We start from the raw sequence: 13,986 nt of genomic DNA on the forward strand, positions 1-13,986 counted from the left end.
TGGGGTGGTGGGGTGGTGGGGCCGGGGTGGTGTCCACTCCCCCGGCCCCGGGTGGGTGGTTCAGCGGGCGGCGAGGTTTTCCAGTACGTCGACGACGTCGGCCGGGGAGGGCATGGTGGTGATCTCGCGGCCCAGGTCGTGGGAGCGGTCGGTGTAGGCGGGGTCTTCCAGGAGGGCGTCCAGGGCCTTGCCGATGCTGTCGGGGTCGGCTTCGTGGGGCAGGAGGCTGCGGGCGGCGCCGTAGTGGGCGACCAGGCGGGCGGCCTCGCGGACCTTGGCTTCCTGGGGCAGGAGGAGTTGGGGGACGCCTGAGAGGGAGGCGGTCAGTCCGGTCAGGCCGCCGGCGTGGTGGACGATGAGGTCGCAGGTGGGCATCAGGACGTCCAGGGGGATCCAGCCGGCGCGGACGCCGGGGAACTGGGTGTTGAGTTCGTCGGCGACTTCTGCCGGGGCGGGGATGACGATCTCGGTGTCCAGTTGGGTGAGGCGTTGGACCATGCTGCGGATGAGGTGGAAGTTGTTGCTGGTGGTGGCCATGCTGCCGCCGGTCACGCATACCCTGCGCCGGGTGGGGCGGGTGTACATCCAGGGTTGCAGGGGGCGTTGGGTGTTCAGCGGGATGAAGCGGATCTGTTGGGCGGGGGCGGCGTCGGCGGGGCGGATGGCCGGGGGGCAGTTGTCGATGAGCAGGTCGGGCAGGGCCAGTCGGTCCAGGCCCAACTTCTCTAGTTCGGGGGCGAGTTCGTCTTCGCTTCCGGTGTGGATGCCGAGGGTGTCCAGGGCGGTCCAGGTGTGGCGGATCCAGGGGATGGCGAACTCGTGGGCCAGGAGGGCCGCGGCGTAGGCGTGCGGGCCGCCGATGATGGCGTCGGGGCGCCAGGCGGCTGCTACTTCGCGGAGGCGGATGAGGCTGTGTGCGGCCAGGCGTCCGAACCAGCGGCCGGTGTACTGGATGAAGTCGGGGTGGTCGACGTCGTCGGGGACGTGTTCGGGTTCGCCGGTGCGGCGGGTGGCTTTGATGGTGGCCAGGTCGGTGGTGGTGGCGGCGATGGCGGGCAGGCCGACGCCGGTGACCACGGGGGTGAGTTCTTTTGGTGCGGACATGAACACCTGGTGGCCGGCGTTGCGGGCGGCGGTGGCCAGGGGGGCGATGGCGAAGATGTTGGAGGGGGTGGGCCCGGCGACAAAGAGCAGTTTCATGGGTGGTGGTTTCCTTCGGGACGCCGCGGTGTGGGGGGCCTGCGTGGCCGTTCAGGTGAGCAGGTGCAGGGACTCCACGCCCATGACGTTGGCGCCGGGCATGAAGACGGGTGCCTGGTGGGGGTCGCAGCGCAGTTCGGGGAAGCGGTCGAAGAGGATGTTCAGGGCGATCAGGCCCTCCAGTCGGGCCAGGGGCGCGCCCATGCAGAAGTGGGAGCCGCGGCCGAAGGAGAGGTGGGGGTTGTTGCCGCGGTCCAGGTCGAAGGTGTGCGGGTCGTGGAACTGGCCGAGGTCGCGGCTGGCGGCGGCGGTTTGGACCATGACGACCTGGAGGGCGGGGATCTGGGCGTCGCCGATGGTTGCGGGCTTGCGGGTGACCCGGCGCAGGGCGGCCAGGGGTGCGAACAGGCGCAGGGATTCCTCGATGGCGGCGGGGATGCGGCTGCGGTCGGTGCGGACGGTTTCCATGGCTGCCGGGTGGGCGTCCAGGCACAGGATGGTGTTGCCCAGCAGCATGGTGGTGGTGATGTGGCCGGCGACCAGGAGGACGAAGGCGAAGTTGACGACCTCGGCGGTGGAGAGGCGTTCGCCGTCGACCTCGGCCTGGACGAGTTTGGTCAGGAGGTCCTCGCGGGGGTCGGCGATGCGCTGCTCGACGTGTTCGCGCAGGTAGGTGGAAAGGTTGTTGATCTGGACGAAGGTCTCTTCGCGCTGCTTGCGCAGTTCCTCGGTGTCCTCGCCGGTGGAGAAGCTCTGGTTGTTCTCCAGCAGTTTGCTGACCCATTCGCGGAACACGTGGCGGTCGGCGGCGGGGATGCCCAGCAGTTCGGCGATGACGATGACGGGCAGGGGGTGGGCGAGGACCTCGACGAGGTCGAAGGGGTCGCCGGGCTTGACCTGGTCGAGGAGTTCGTGGGTGATGGCCTCGATGCGGGGTTCGAGGGCGGCGACCATGCCGCGGGTGAAGACCCCGCTGACGATCTTGCGCATCTTGGTGTGCTCGGGCGGGTCCATGGTGGTGAGGTTGCCGGGGAAGATCTGGCGTTTGCCTTCGGGGGCCAGGATGCTCAGGTCGGAGGAGAAGGTCTCCGCGTCGCCCAGGACCTGCAGGCACTCGGCGTAGCCGTAGACGTTCCACAGTCCCTTCTTCTCGTCGTAGCAGACCTTGCCGGGCGGCAGTTCGCCGCGCATCCAGAACTGGTCCTCGTGGAAGGTCCACTGCGTGCTGGTGTTCGTCACGGTCGTTCCTTTCGGTGCGGGGTGTTGGAGCGGGTGGGGGTGGGGCGGGTCATCGGGGGTGGTGTCCGGCGAGATGTTCGAGGGTGCGGACGGTCTGGGCGGGGGTGGGCATGCGTTCCATGTCCTGGCGCAGTTGCGCGGCGGACTTGGCGTAGTGGGGGTCGGTGAGCAGGTCGGTCAGGGCGCGGCGGAGTTGGTGGGGGTCGTCCTGGGCGGTGACGGTGTCCAAGGTGATGCCGGCGCCGGTGGCGGCCAGGCGGTCGCCGTGGGCGAAGCAGTCGGCCATTTGGGGCAGGGCGAGTTGGGGCAGTCCGTGCAGGGTTGCGGTCATGGTGGTGGCGGAGCCGCCGTGGGTGACGATCGCGTCGCAGGAGTCGAGGACGAGGTGGAGCGGGAAGGGGTCGACCATGCGGACGGTGGTGGGGACGGGGCCGATCTGCCGGCGGTGGTCGGCGCCGATGGTGGCGATCAGTTCGATGTCGGGTAGGGCGGCCAGGGCGTGCAGGAGGGTGCGGGTGAAGGGGATGCCGTTGTAGGTCAGGGTGCGTCGGCCCAGTGAGATCACGACGCGGTGGGGGCCGGTGCGGGGGCGGCCCCATTGGGCGGTGAGCCAGTGGGGGGCGGTGCCGCTGCCGTTGAAGGGTACGTAGCGCAGGGGGGTTTGGGGGGTGAGTTCGGGAAGTTGGAGGGCGGTGGGGCAGGGGTCGAGGACGGCGGTGGGGTCGGGCAGGGTCTCGATGCCCAGGGCCTGGCAGGTGGGCTGGAGTTCCTGGCGGGCGGCGGGCAGGCGGGGGGTGCCGATGGGGTCGACGCCCCAGCGGTGGTGGACGGCCGGGACGCCCAGGGCGGCGCCGGTGATCAGGGCGCTGTAGTTGAGGGGGTCGGAGAGGATCAGGTCGGGGCGGTAGGCGCGGGCGAAGTCGAGGTAGGTGCCGGCCATGTCCTTGGCGTGTTCGATCCATACGCCGCCGAAGCCGCCTTTCATGCGGGGGTCGGCGCGGGGGCGGGATTCCAGGGGGCGTTTGCCGGGGGTCAGGGCGCGCAGGACCAGTTCCTCGGTGCGGAACCAGTCGCCCAGGCTCACGAAGTTCAGTCCTGCGGTGCGGGCGGACTCGGCGCTGTCGGGTTGGCCCAGGGCCAGGACGTCGTGGCCGGCGGCGCGCAGGGCCCAGGCCACGGGGACCAGGGGTGGCAGGTGGCTGGGGTCGGGGGTGGTCATCACCAGGACGCGCATCGGGTTCTCCTTGTGGCCTTCTTCGGCCGGGCGGGCCGGTCCCGGGCGGGCGGGGCGTGGACGGGCGGGGCGTGGGCGGGGGTGGGTCAGTGTGCGAGGGCGGTGAGGGTGTCCAGGAGTTCGGCCGGGGTGGGCAGGGTCGTCATCTCCTCGCGCAGTTGTGTTGCGGTGCGGCGGTGGACGGGGTCGTCCAGGAGGCGGCGGACGGCGGCGGCGATGGCGTGCGGGGTGGCGTGGGCGTTGGGCAGTGACTGGGCGGCGTGGATGCCGGCGAGGCGGTCGGCGATGACTTCCTGGTCGGATCCGGCGTGGATGGCCAGTTGCGGGGTGCCGGCGGCCAGGGCGGTCATGGTGCAGCCGGCGCCGCCGTGGTGGATCACCGCGTCGCAGGTGGGCAGCAGCAGGTGCAGGGGGGTGCGTTCGAGCAGGCGTACGCCGGGTGGGAGGGGGCCGGCCTGGGTGATGCGTTCGCGGTCGGCGCCGGTGAGGGTCAGCAGGACCTCGACGTCGAGGTCGGCGAGGGCTTCGATGATGCGCGGTACGGCGAAGGAGGCCGGTCCGTACACGCCGCTGACGGAGGTGCCCCACACCACGCAGATGCGTGGCCTGGTGCCGTGGTGGCCGGCCGGGTCGGGTGGGACGGCGCCGGGGCCGTTGTAGGGGATGTGGCGTACGGGGATGCGGTGGGCGGACAGGGGTGGGCGGGCGGTGGTGGGTGAGGGGTCGATGACGTGCTGGTAGACCTGTGGTCCCATCTGTCCTGCGTGGTGGCGGGCGAAGGCGTTGCTGGGGTCCATGGGGACGAAGCTGGCGCCGGGTGGGGCGCCGGGGACGTCGTCCTGGGGGCCGATGGGTCCCCACAGGTGCAGCAGGGCCGGGATGTTCAGGGCCTGTCCGATCAGGGGGCCTTCCAGGCTCATCAGGTCGTTGAGGACGAGGTGGGGTTGCCACCAGCGGGCGAAGTCGACGGCCGCGTCGCAGCTGCGGGCGGTGACGCCGACGGCCCAGTCGTGGTGCTCCTTGGACCAGGTGTCCATGTCGAAGTCGTCGAGACTGGTGAGGGGTTGCCCGGTCAGGGGGTGGGGTGGCAGGCCGGTGAAGGCCCAGGTGCCGGCGCGTGCCTTGCGGTAGTTGTGGAGCCTGCCGCGGACGGTCATGTCCATCGCTTCGAGGATGGGTAGGGGCATCAGGCCGGCGTGGGTGACCGGTTCGGTCTGGCAGGGGGTGCACAGGACCTTGACCTCGTGGCCGGCTGCTTGCAGGGCCCAGCCCAGGGGCACCATGGAGAACCAGTGTCCGGGCCAGTTGGACACCGAGAACACAACGCGCATCGCGTTCCTTTCGCAGGGTCGTGCGCCGCCGCCGCGGGTGGCGGCGGCGGTGGCGGTGTCGGCGGGCGGACGTAGACTCAAGGGCCTGGCTGATTGCCCGCCGAAGGGGTAAGTGGCCGCCGGGTGGGCGGCTTTCGCCTGTGGATGCCAGGAGATCGAGGAGTGAGGCCGGTGGCCGGCAGTGGCGCCAGGAAGGGCCGGGGGGACACCCGCAAGCGCATCCAGGAAGTGGCGCTGGAGTTGTTCGTCCGGCAGGGCTACGAGAAGAGCTCACTGCGTGAGATCGCTGAGATGTTGGGTGTCACCAAGCCCGCGATCTACTACCACTTCCGGTCCAAGGAGGACATCCTCCAGAGCATCTTCGAGGATCTGGGGCGTCCGGTGGACGAGCTCATCGCCTGGGGGCGGGAGCAGCCGCGGACGTTGGAGACGAAGAAGGAGTTGCTGCGCCGGTACGGGGCGGCGATGGATGCCACGGTTCCGTTGTTCCGGTTCATGCGGGAGAACGAGGCGACGTTGCGGGACTTGAAGGTGGGTCAGGAGTTCAACCAGCAGATGACGGCGATCGGGGAGATGCTCACCGATCCGCAGACTCCGCTGGTCGAGCAGTTGCGGTGCATGGGGGCGCTGTTCACGTTGCATTTCGGGACGTTCGCGCTGGGGCATTTCGAGGGGGATCCGGAGGTCAAGCGCATGGCGCTGTTGGCGATCGCCACGGACATGGTGGAGACCGCCCACGGCGAGGGTGCCTGAGGCCGGGGTCAGGGTTTGCGGGCGAGTGCGGCGTAGAGGTTGGAGCGTTCGTCGGCGTTGCCGGAGGTGGCGTCGGGGCGCCACTGGGGGGTGAAGACCAGTCCGGGGTCGAGGAGTTCGAAGTCGCCCAGGAGGCGGGTGACTTCGGCTCCGGTGCGGGGCACGATCGGGGCGCGGCCGCTGTTTTTGAACATCTCGATGGTGCGGCGCATGGTGTCGGCGTCGTTGTCCCAGGTGAAGCAGGACAGGGCGAGGTAGCTGCCGGAGGGCAGGGCGTCGCGGTAGTGGGTGGTGATCTCCCACAGTTGTGCGGCGTCGGGCAGGAACTGGGTGACGCCGAGCATGAGGAAGCCGATGGGCTGGGAGAAGTCGATGAGTTCGGTGGTGGCGTCGGCTTCCAGGACGGCCCTTGGGTCGCGGATGTCGGCGGCGACCATGGCGGTGTGTGGCTGGTCGCGCAGGATGAGGTTGCTGTGGGCGAGGGTGGCCGGTTCGTTGTCGACGTAGACGACGCGGGTGTCGGGGTGGCTGTGGTGGGCGATCTCGTGGACGTTGCCCATGACCGGTAGGCCGGAGCCCAGGTCGATGAACTGGCGGATGCCGGCGGACAGCAGGAAGCGCATCAGGCGCTGGAGGTAGTCCCGGTTCTGTCGGGCCATGGTGTTGGCGGGCAGGACGGACAGGACCTGGTCGCCCAGTGCGCGGTCGGCGGGGAAGTGGTGGGTGCCGCCCAGGAGGTAGTCGTAGGCGCGGGCGGCGCTGGCGGTGTCGCGGTCGATGTCGTCGGGGATCCAGGGCAGGGTCGTGGTCATCACAGGCTCCTGACGGTGTGGGGTCGGTCTGCTCGGGCGCGGTCCGGCGTCGGGCGGCGGGTCGCGTCGTGCGCGGTGGTGTGGTGCGCGGTGGTGTGGTGTACGGCGGCGCGGTCGCGGATGGCTTCTAGCAGTTCGGCCTGGCGCAGTACCGCGGCTTCCGGTTCGCGCCACTGCCCCGGTCCTGGCCGCTGTCGGGGTGTGCGGATGGCCGCGGCGAAGGCGGTCAGGGTGTTGGTGACCTGGTCGTCGGGCGGCAGGTGCAGTTCTTCGGTGTCCATGCCGCGGGTCAGGCGCAGGAGGGGGGTGTGGTCGGCCGGTGGGGTGAAGGCGTGGTCGACGGCGATGCGGCCGGTGCTGCCGCACAGTTCGTACCAGGAGCGGTAGGCGTGGTCCAGGCCGAAGGTGAGGTGTGCGGTGATGCCGGTCGTGCTGTGCAGGAGGGCGGCGCCGGCGGTCTCCACGTGGCGGCCGGCGCCGTAGGTGAGGGCGGCGCCGGCGACGTCGAGGTCTTCGCCCAGGAGGTGCAGGGCGGCGCGCAGGGGGTAGACGGCGACGTCGGCCAGGGCGCCGCCGCCCAGTTCGGGGCGGTGCCGGATGTCGTCGTCGGGGAGTTTGGGGATGCTGAACTGGGCGGTGAAGGAGCGCAGTTCGCAGATCGCGCCGTTGTGGAGGAGGCGTTGGACGGTGGCGTGCTGGGCGTGGTGGAGGAACATGACGTTCTCGGCCAGGACCAGGCCGCGGGAGGCGGCCAGGGTCAGCAGGTCGCGGGTTTCGGCGGCGCTGGTGGTGAGGGGTTTCTCGGCCAGGACGTGTTTGCCGGCATCGAGGGCGGCCCGGGTCCAGGTGGCGTGCAGGGCGGCGGGCAGCGGCAGGTAGACGGCGTCGATGTCCGGCATGGCCAGCAGTGCGGTGTAGTCGGGGGCCGCGCGGCAGCCGTACTGGGCGGCGGCCTTGTCTGCGGCGTGGGCGTCCCGGCTGGCCAGGGCGGTGAGCTGGAGGTCGGGGCAGGCGGCCATGGCGGGCAGCATGCGGCGGCGGGCGATGGAGGCCAGGCCCAGGACGCCGATGCGCAGGGGGCGGGTCATCGGGCCGGGTCCATTGCGCCGAGGCAGGCCAGGAGGGTGCGGGCCTGGACGTTGACGTAGTGGCCGTGGCGTACCAGGGAGGTGAGTTGGCCGGGGGTGACCCATTGGTAGCCGGGGGGTGGGGTGAGGGGGGCGGTGTCCTGGTCGGCTTCGATGATCAGGTAGCGGCTTTCGGCGTTGAGGAAGCGGCCGCCTTCTTCGGAGTGCAGGGCCTGGTAGCGGATGGCCTGGGGTGGTGCGGTCAGGACGTGGTGCAGGAAGGGGGGCCAGCGTCGGGTGGGCAGGTGTGCGTAGTTGGCGGGGGTGTATTGGACGGTGGGGCCGAGTTCGACGGTGTCCAGGAAGCCGCCTTCGACGCGGGCGTGGGCCAGGACGTGTGGGATGCCGTCGATGGTGCGGGTGAGGAATGCGGCGATGCCTGGTTCGACCGGTTCGAACAGGGGTTGGGTCCAGCCGGTGACTTCGCGGTTGCCGGCGCGTACGGAGACGGCGACGGCCTTGAAGTAGCGGCCTTCTTCGTGCTCGATGGCGTAGGGGCCGCGTTTCCAGCCGGTGACGGTGGCCAGGGGGATGCGGGTGGCTTGGACGGTGTGGCGGGCGCGTTCCTCGGTGAACCAGGACAGCAGGTCGGTGTCGGTGAGGTGGGCGCGGCCGTGGGTGTCGGGCAGGGGGATGCAGGACAGGACGGTGCGGGCGTCCATGTTGACGATGTTGTCCTGGTGGAGGAGCTGGGCTATCTGGCCCAGTGTCAGCCAGCGGAAGTCCTCCAGGAGGGGGACGTCGCCGTCGGCTTCGACGATCATGTTGCGGTTGCTTTTGCGGAAGAACCAGGAGCCGTGTTCGGACTGCAGGACGTCGGCCAGGACCCGGCCGCGGCCGGGGCGGGTGAAGTAGTCGATGTACTTCACGGCGGCGCCGCGGTGGGCTCGGGTGTAGTTGCTGCGGGTGGCTTGGACGGTTGGGGAGAGCTGGACGAGGTTGGGGTTGCCCGGTTCCATTTTGGCCTGCATCAGGAAGTGCAGGATGCCGTCGAATTCCTTGACGAGGATGCCGAGGATGCCGACTTCGGGTTGGCGGATGATGGGCTGCTGCCAGTGCTGGTGGCCGTCGTCGTCGACGGCGGTGACGTCCAGGCCCTCGATGGTGAAGAACTTGCCGCTGTGGTGGCCGAGGTTGCCGGTGGTGGGGGCGAAGGCCCAGTCTTCCAGGTCGGCCAGGGGGATCCGTTCGACGCGGAAGTCGTGGGCGCGGCGTCGCCGGCCGAGCCAGGTGGGCACGTCGGGGGTGTCGGGGGTGGTGGGGGCGGTGGGGTGGAGTGCGGCTGCGGAGCGGGCGAAGCGGTCGGCGGTCGTGGTGTCCGCGCGGGGGCGTGCGGTGGGCGGTGCGGCGGGGGTGGTGCGGGTGTGCGACGGCATGATCCAACTTTCTGAACTGCTGCGGGAGTTCGGGGTGGTGGGTGCGGTCGGGTTCAGGGGGTTGCGGGGGTGAAGGAGGCGGTGAGGAAGTCGTCGAGGACGCCTCGGTAGTAGTGGGGGCCGAATCCCATGGCGGCGACTTCGGGGACGAGGGTGCGGAGTTTGTCGATGGAGATGGTGTGGTGGCCGCCGACGTCGATGTAGCTGCGGGTGGCGGGCAGTCCGGTGCGTTGTTGGAGGTGGTCGATGATGTGGTCGACGGGGACGGCGGCGCCGGAGGCGACGTTGACGATCTGCCGGGTCAGGCCGCGGGCCAGGAGGTGGTCGACGATGGCGATGACGTCGTCGACGTCGATCAGGTCGCGGGTGGCGCCTTTGTGGACGGCGACGGTGCCTTGCTGGAGGTGGCGCAGCAGGGTGGGCAGGAGTTGGTGGGGTGGTTGTCCGGGGCCGACCAGGTGGCCCAGGCGCAGTGCCAGGAAGTCGGTGCCCGAGGTGCGCAGGTGGGCTTCCATGGCGAGTTTGTGGGTGCCGTAGGGGGTGCAGGGGGTGATGGTGAGGTCTTCGTGGCCGGGGCCGTTTGCGGTGCCGTACATGCCGGTGGAGGCGGTGGAGAAGAACAGCAGGCGGCGGGAGGTGGCCCGGCAGTCGGCGGCGACTTCGCGCAGGAGGGCGGCTTCGCGGGCGAAGTCGGCGTCGGAGGTGTGGCTGGCCCAGGAGACGCCGGCGGCCAGTACGACCGTGTCGGGGTGTCGGTCGGCCAGGGGCTTGAGGTGCCGGGCGAGGAATCCGTTTCCCACTATGTCCATCAGTACCTCTCGAGAGGGGGCCCTTGGCGTCAGCCGAGGGTGGGGGCGTCCTGGGTTCGCGGCGCGTGGCGGCCTGGCGTGCGGGGGCGTGTGGCCGCGCTGTCACGCCCGGACCTGACCGAGCGGCTGAGGAGTCGGTGGTGGTGTGTGTGCCGGGGCGGGCGTGGTGCGTCGTGGGTGTGGTGGGGTGGATCAGGTGTGCGTCTTGACGAATTCCTTGATCGAGGTGATGACGTAGTCGAGCATCTCGTCGGTCAGGGCGGGGTAGACGCCGATCCAGAAGGTGTGTTCGGTGATGAGGTCGCTGTTGGTCAACTCCCCTACGACGCGTTGGGGTTGGCCGATGTAGGCGGGGTGCCGGGTGAGGTTTCCGGCGAAGAGGCGGCGGGTGCCGATTTTGCGGCCTTCGAGGAAGTCGACGAGTTCGGCGCGGCTGAAGGGGGCGTCGGGGTCGATGGTGATGACGAAGCCGAACCAGCTGGGGTCGCTGCGGGGGGTGGCCTGGGGCAGCAGCAGGTGGGGGACGTCGTCGAGGGCTTCGCGCAGGCGGCGCCAGTTGCGGCGGCGGGCGGTGCCGAATTCTTCGAGTTTGGCCAGTTGGGTCAGGCCGAGGGCGGCTTGGAGGTCGGTTGCTTTGAGGTTGTATCCGACGTGGGAGAAAATGTACTTGTGGTCGTAGCCGGCCGGCAGGTCGCCCATCTGGTAGGTGAAGCGTTTGAGGCACTTGTCGTTCTCGCCGGGCTCGCACCAGCAGTCCCTGCCCCAGTCGCGCATGGATTCCACGATGCGGGCCAGGGCGAGGTTGGAGGTCAGGACGCAGCCGCCCTCGCCCATGGTGAGGTGGTGGGCGGGGTAGAAGCTGACGGTGGCCAGGTCGCCGAAGGTGCCGGTGAGTTGGCCGTCGTAGGTGGAGCCGACCGCGTCGCAGTTGTCCTCGATGAGGAACAGGTCGTGTTCTTCGGCGAGTTGGGCCATTTCGGCGGCTTCGAAGGGGTTGCCGAGGGCGTGCGCGATGATGATGGCTCTGGTGCGTGGGCCGATGGCCTGGGCGACGCGGTCGGCGGTGGTGTTGTAGGTGCCCAGTTCGACGTCGACGAAGACGGGGACCAGTCCGTTTTGCAGGATGGGGTTGACGGTGGTGGGGAAGCCCGCGGCCACGGTGATGACCTCGTCGCCCGGGCGCAGTCGGCGGTCTTCCAGGAGGTGGGAGGTCAGGGCGGACAGGGCCAGGAGGTTGGCGGAGGAGCCGGAGTTGGTCAGGTGGGCCTTGCGGCGCTTGAGGGTGCGGGCGAAGGCGGATTCGAATTTGCGGGCGCTGCGTCCCGCGGCGATGCGCAGGTCCAGTGCGGCTTCGACGAGGGCGACGCGGTCGTCTTCGTCGAGGACGGCGCCGGAGGGCCAGATCTCGGTGTGGCCGGGGACGAATCGCTGGTCGGGCTGGGCCTGTTGGTGGTACTTGCGGACGTCGTCCAGCAGCTGCGCCTTAGCGTCGCGGGTGTCCACTTGGTCTCCTTGATGTCCGGACGCGGATGGTCACTTCCTTGGTCACCGCGGTTCCTTGGTCACCGCGGGGTCGGGGTGCTGGTGGTGTTCCACCAGGCGGTGTTGTCCCGGTACCAGGCGACCGTGTCGGCCAGGCCCTTGTCGAAGTCGATCTGTGGTGCGTAGCCCAGTTCCTGGCGGATCTTGGTGTCGTCCAGGGCGTAGCGCAGGTCGTGGCCTTTGCGGTCGGGGACTCGTCGTACGTGGGACCAGTCGGCGCCGCACAGGTCCAGGAGGGCCTGGGTGATGTCGAGGTTGGTGCGTTCGTTGCCGCCGCCGATGTTGTAGGTCTCCCCCGCTGCGCCTTTGTTGAGGACCAGGGCGATGGCGCGGCAGTGGTCTTCGACGTGCAGCCATTCGCGGACGTTGTGGCCGTTGCCGTAGAGGGGGACGGGTTGGCCTTGGAGGAGGTGGGTGACGAAGAGCGGGATGAGTTTTTCGGGGTGTTGGTAGGGGCCGTAGTTGTTGGAGCAGCGGGTGAGGGATGCGTCGATGCCGTGGGTGCGCCAGTAGGAGCGGACGACGAGGTCGGAGCCGGCTTTGGAGGCGGCGTAGGGGGTGTTGGGCAGCAGGGGCCAGTCTTCGGTCCAGGCGCCGTTGTCGATGGAGCCGTAGACCTCGTCGGTGGAGACGTGGACGACGCGTTCGGTGCGGCGTGTCAGGACGGCTTCCATCAGGGATTGGGTGCCCAGGACGTTGGTGCGGAAGAAGTCGGCGGGGCCGGTGATGGAGCGGTCCACGTGGGATTCGGCGGCGAAGTGGACTACGGCGTCGTGGCCGGGGAGCAGGTCGCACAGGAGGTCGGTGTCGCAGATGTCGCCGTGGACGAAGTGCAGGCGTGGGTGGGTGGGGGGCAGGTTGGTGCGGTTGCCGGCGTAGGTGAGTTTGTCCAGGACGGTGACGTGGGCGCCTTCCCAGCCGGTGAAGCGGTCGGTGAGGAGCATGCGGACGAAGTGTGAGCCGATGAAGCCGGCGCCGCCGGTGACCAGGAGTTTCATCGGGTGGTGCCTCCTGCTGGGGTGTGGGGTGGGTGGGTGGGGGTCATGTGGTGGCTCTCCTTGGGCGGGCGGGGCGGTGGCCGGTCTCTGGTGGGGTGGGGGTCACAGGACGTCGGTGACGGTGCGGGTGGGGGGTCGGCGTCGTTCGATGTCCTGCCAGCGGTCTCCGTAGGCGCCGCGGGTGTATTTGGGGTGGCGCATCAGGTCGCGGGGGAAGCCCAGGGTGGGGGTGCTGAGGGTGTCGAGGTGGGTGGTGTGTTCGGTGTCCAGGGTGACGTCGAGGCTGGCGAGGGTGTCGTTGAGTTGTTCGGGGCGGGTGGCGCCGAGGATGGGCAGGACGGGGTGGGGGCGGGTGCGGAGCCAGGCGAGGGCGACCTGGGCGGGTGTCCAGCCTCCTTCGTCGGCGATGCGGACGACTTCGCGGACCAGGGTGGTGTCGTGGTCGTTGTCGCCGGCCCAGTTCTCCACGGTCAGGCGTCCGCGTTCGCCGCGTAGGTATTTGCCGGTCAGGCGTCCTTCGGCCAGTGCGCCCCAGGCGAAGACGCTGACGTCGCAGGTGGCGGCCATGGGCAGCAGGTCGCGTTCGGGGGTGCGGTCCAGGAGGTTGTAGCGGGCTTGGAGGCCCGCGAAGGCGGACCAGCCGCGGAGTTCGGCGAGCATGTTGGCGCGGGAGATTTCCCAGGCGGGCCAGTTGGAGGCGCCGACGTAGAGGATCTTTCCGGCGCGGATCTGGTCGTCGAGGGCGCGCATGACTTCTTCGACGGGGGTGAGGGCGTCGCGGGCGTGGAGCCAGAGCAGGTCGATGCGGTCGGTGCGCAGGCGGCGCAGGCTGGCTTCCAGGGAGGCGACGAGGTTTTTGCGGTGGTTGCCGGCGGAGTTGACGTCGCCTGGTGTGGTCATGGCGTTGTACTTGGTGGCCAGGACGAAGTGGTCGCGGCGGGGGCCGGTCAGGACGGTGCCCAGGCATTCTTCGGAGCGGCCGCCGCCGTAGACGTTGCCGGTGTCGAGGAAGTTGCCGCCGGCTTGGGCGTAGGTGTCGATGAGTTGGGCGGCGACTTGTGTGGTGGCGCCCCAGTCGTCGACGCCGAAGGTGCCGGCGCCCAGGGCGAGTTCGGAGATGCGTAGTCCGGTTTTTCCCAGGACGTCGTACTTCATGGGCATGGTGGTCTCACGCGCCGTAGGGGTGCTGGGTGCGTGCCTGGCGCAGGGCGTGGGCCCACCAGGTGAGCTGGTCCAGGAGGGCCTTGGCGGCGGTCTCGCAGCCCTCGGGGTCCTTGGGGTGGCCTTCGTCGTCGAAGGTGGCGACGCCGCCGTGGAAGCTGACGGTGTCGCGGACGGTGACGGCGTGGAGTTCGGCGAAGACCTGGCGGAGTTGTTCGACGGCGCGCAGGCCGCCGGCGATGCCGCCGTAGGAGACGAAGCCGACGGGCTTGGCCTGCCATTCGGCCAGGTGCCAGTCGATGGCGTTCTTCAGGGCGGCGGGGAAGCTGTGGTTGTACTCGGGGGTGACGATGACGAAGGCGTCGGCCTGGGCGAGGCGGGGGCGGGTGGTGGCCAGGACCGCG

13 protein-coding genes are annotated in these 13,986 nt (G+C 69.8%); 1 reads left to right on the forward strand and 12 read right to left on the reverse strand.

The genetic code is table 11. The annotated features are described in order from the left end of the window. Positions 1–60 precede the first annotated feature (60 nt). The 4 genes from CG747_RS46265 to CG747_RS46280 all read right to left on the reverse strand — a co-directional run bounded on the left by CG747_RS46265 (position 61) and on the right by CG747_RS46280 (position 5,004). Positions 61–1,200, reverse strand: a complete 1,140-nt coding sequence (locus tag CG747_RS46265) for a nucleotide disphospho-sugar-binding domain-containing protein (RefSeq protein ID WP_100607870.1) — start codon at positions 1,198–1,200, stop codon at positions 61–63. 51 nt (positions 1,201–1,251) lie between these two features. Continuing rightward, entirely contained in the window at positions 1,252–2,439 is a 1,188-nt protein-coding gene (locus CG747_RS46270; protein ID WP_219621650.1) for a cytochrome P450, read from the reverse strand. 49 nt (positions 2,440–2,488) lie between these two features. After that, on the reverse strand, positions 2,489–3,673 hold the full coding sequence (locus CG747_RS46275) for a nucleotide disphospho-sugar-binding domain-containing protein (protein ID WP_100607871.1): 1,185 nt from the start codon (positions 3,671–3,673) through the stop codon (positions 2,489–2,491). Between the two features lie 86 nt (positions 3,674–3,759). Continuing rightward, positions 3,760–5,004, reverse strand: coding sequence for a nucleotide disphospho-sugar-binding domain-containing protein (locus CG747_RS46280; protein WP_180986039.1), 1,245 nt, complete (start codon positions 5,002–5,004; stop codon positions 3,760–3,762). A 144-nt stretch (positions 5,005–5,148) separates the two neighbouring features. On the opposite strand from CG747_RS46280, the gene CG747_RS46285 reads away from it, so the two are divergent. Further along, the gene (locus CG747_RS46285) at positions 5,149–5,757 is read left to right on the forward strand and encodes a TetR/AcrR family transcriptional regulator (RefSeq protein WP_100607881.1); all 609 of its coding nucleotides are present in this window, start codon (positions 5,149–5,151) and stop codon (positions 5,755–5,757) included. Positions 5,758–5,765: 8 nt separating this feature from the next. Here CG747_RS46285 and CG747_RS46290 read toward each other — a convergent pair whose 3' ends face one another. The 8 genes from CG747_RS46290 to CG747_RS46325 all read right to left on the reverse strand — a co-directional run. Then, complete coding sequence (locus CG747_RS46290; RefSeq protein WP_100607873.1) at positions 5,766–6,569, reverse strand: SAM-dependent methyltransferase; 804 nt, start codon at positions 6,567–6,569, stop codon at positions 5,766–5,768. Continuing rightward, positions 6,569–7,657, reverse strand: a complete 1,089-nt coding sequence (locus CG747_RS46295; RefSeq protein ID WP_100607874.1) for a Gfo/Idh/MocA family protein — start codon at positions 7,655–7,657, stop codon at positions 6,569–6,571. The genes CG747_RS46290 and CG747_RS46295 overlap by 1 nt, the downstream gene beginning before the upstream one ends. After that, positions 7,654–9,072 (reverse strand): NDP-hexose 2,3-dehydratase family protein, encoded by a 1,419-nt coding sequence (locus CG747_RS46300; protein WP_100607875.1) that lies wholly within the window; start codon positions 9,070–9,072, stop codon positions 7,654–7,656. Before CG747_RS46300 ends, CG747_RS46295 begins: the two co-directional genes overlap by 4 nt. Positions 9,073–9,125: 53 nt before the next feature. Next, positions 9,126–9,881 (reverse strand): NAD(P)-dependent oxidoreductase, encoded by a 756-nt coding sequence (locus CG747_RS46305; protein ID WP_180986040.1) that lies wholly within the window; start codon positions 9,879–9,881, stop codon positions 9,126–9,128. Between the two features lie 192 nt (positions 9,882–10,073). Further along, positions 10,074–11,384 carry a lipopolysaccharide biosynthesis protein RfbH gene (gene rfbH, locus CG747_RS46310; protein ID WP_100607877.1) on the reverse strand — a complete coding sequence of 437 codons (1,311 nt, stop codon included), beginning with the start codon at positions 11,382–11,384 and terminating at the stop codon, positions 10,074–10,076. A 59-nt stretch (positions 11,385–11,443) separates the two neighbouring features. Further along, on the reverse strand, positions 11,444–12,421 hold the full coding sequence (gene rfbB / locus CG747_RS46315) for a dTDP-glucose 4,6-dehydratase (protein WP_100607878.1): 978 nt from the start codon (positions 12,419–12,421) through the stop codon (positions 11,444–11,446). Positions 12,422–12,523: 102 nt separating this feature from the next. Next, positions 12,524–13,576, reverse strand: a complete 1,053-nt coding sequence (locus tag CG747_RS46320) for an aldo/keto reductase (RefSeq protein ID WP_100607882.1) — start codon at positions 13,574–13,576, stop codon at positions 12,524–12,526. A 13-nt stretch (positions 13,577–13,589) separates the two neighbouring features. Beyond that, positions 13,590–13,986 (reverse strand): NADPH-dependent FMN reductase (locus CG747_RS46325; RefSeq protein ID WP_100607879.1); only part of this gene is annotated, 397 nt, incomplete at its 5' end.

It is taken from the genome of Streptomyces sp. CB02959 (assembly GCF_002803155.1).
Classification (GTDB): domain Bacteria; phylum Actinomycetota; class Actinomycetes; order Streptomycetales; family Streptomycetaceae; genus Streptomyces.

What these genes read in the sequence shown, in the direction of transcription:
- CG747_RS46280 (WP_180986039.1), bottom strand. Translation starts at nt 5,004, where the DNA reads ATGCGCGTTGTGTTCTCGGTGTCCAACTGGCCCGGACACTGGTTCTCC.
- CG747_RS46275 (WP_100607871.1), bottom strand. Translation starts at nt 3,673, where the DNA reads ATGCGCGTCCTGGTGATGACCACCCCCGACCCCAGCCACCTGCCACCC.
- CG747_RS46295 (WP_100607874.1), bottom strand. Translation starts at nt 7,657, where the DNA reads ATGACCCGCCCCCTGCGCATCGGCGTCCTGGGCCTGGCCTCCATCGCC.
- CG747_RS46300 (WP_100607875.1), bottom strand. Translation starts at nt 9,072, where the DNA reads ATGCCGTCGCACACCCGCACCACCCCCGCCGCACCGCCCACCGCACGC.
- CG747_RS46305 (WP_180986040.1), bottom strand. Translation starts at nt 9,881, where the DNA reads ATGGACATAGTGGGAAACGGATTCCTCGCCCGGCACCTCAAGCCCCTG.
- CG747_RS46265 (WP_100607870.1), bottom strand. Translation starts at nt 1,200, where the DNA reads ATGAAACTGCTCTTTGTCGCCGGGCCCACCCCCTCCAACATCTTCGCC.
- CG747_RS46290 (WP_100607873.1), bottom strand. Translation starts at nt 6,569, where the DNA reads ATGACCACGACCCTGCCCTGGATCCCCGACGACATCGACCGCGACACC.
- rfbB (WP_100607878.1), bottom strand. Translation starts at nt 12,421, where the DNA reads ATGAAACTCCTGGTCACCGGCGGCGCCGGCTTCATCGGCTCACACTTC.
- CG747_RS46285 (WP_100607881.1), top strand. Translation starts at nt 5,149, where the DNA reads ATGCCAGGAGATCGAGGAGTGAGGCCGGTGGCCGGCAGTGGCGCCAGG.
- CG747_RS46320 (WP_100607882.1), bottom strand. Translation starts at nt 13,576, where the DNA reads ATGAAGTACGACGTCCTGGGAAAAACCGGACTACGCATCTCCGAACTC.